At 39.2% G+C, this 1141-nt stretch carries 2 protein-coding genes; both read right to left on the reverse strand.

All coding sequences use genetic code 11. The annotated features are described in order from the left end of the window. A partial coding sequence (locus ACQR30_RS11565; protein WP_429735225.1) for a sulfite exporter TauE/SafE family protein occupies positions 1-432 on the reverse strand: 432 nt, incomplete at its 3' end. A 15-nt stretch (positions 433-447) separates the two neighbouring features. Continuing rightward, on the reverse strand, positions 448-1141 hold a 694-nt coding region (locus ACQR30_RS11570), incomplete at its 5' end, for a molybdopterin molybdotransferase MoeA (protein WP_429735227.1).

Below are 1141 nucleotides of genomic sequence, written 5' to 3' on the forward strand. Positions count from 1 at the left end.
GCCCGATGCGAACCCTATCAAAGCGCCTAAGAGCACAGAGCCGGATACGCTAGCCTTTTTTGTTTTGGTAATTTCTATCTTTCTAAAGAAAATGAATCTGACTACAATAATTAATAATAGAACGCCCAGTATTTTTTTGTAGATACTGCCGTCAATGGACATCAATCCACCTAGAAAAGCCATAGGTACAGATGCAATGGCCAATGGTAAAAACATTTTTAAATCAAAATGTTTCCCTTTGTAAAACAATGTAAAAGAGGTAATGGATACAAAAAGATCTAGTGTCAATGCTGTGGAATGCATGATAAAAGGTGCGACACCAAACATCGCCATTAAGGCTAAATAGCCACTTCCGCCACCATGCCCCACGGAAGCGTATAAAAATGCTACAAAGAACATCAGTAGATAAAAAATTAAAATGTGTGGTTGCATTGTTTATTATTTTGTTTAGTTAATAATATGAATCTCTACTATGTCTCCTATTTCGAAAACCGTTTTCTTTTCATCCAGGCAAATCAAACAATTGGCTTTTGCAAATGAACTTAAACGATAAGATTCCTGCGCGCCTAATGGCTCAACTTTTTCTTCTGTATAATTTCCTTTTAAGAAATGCGTGATCCCGGATTTTTTCTCTATGCGCTTCGTCAGGACTTTCTTGCAAGTTTTTATAAAGCCTGTATGATGGCTCAGTTTTTCTAAGGCCGGCAACACATATTCATAAAAACAAGTCAATACGGAAGAAGGATTTCCCGGCAAACCAAATATGGGGATTAGATCCTTCATGCCAAAGTATAAAGGCTTTCCCGGCTTTTGTTTTATGTTATGAAAATATTGCTCCACGCCACAACTCTTTGTCGCAGCTAATACAAAGTCATAATCTCCTACGCTGACACCACCGGTGAGTATTACCAAATCGGCGTCTTGCAATACAACTTCTAACGTTTCTTGCAGAAGGGTTAAATTGTCGGCTGCGAAATGAATTTGAACGCTGGAGATATGGATCTGCTGCAGTGCTGCCGTTAGCGAAAAAGAATTCGCTTCATAAACTTGGCCGTGTAGTAATTTTTTCCCGGGTTCTTGCAGCTCGTTTCCAGTAACAATGATATGGATGCGAGGCCTTGGGAAAGCTATTACTTCCGCA

Source organism: Arachidicoccus sp. (genome assembly GCF_050436765.1).
Lineage (GTDB): Bacteria > Bacteroidota > Bacteroidia > Chitinophagales > Chitinophagaceae > Arachidicoccus.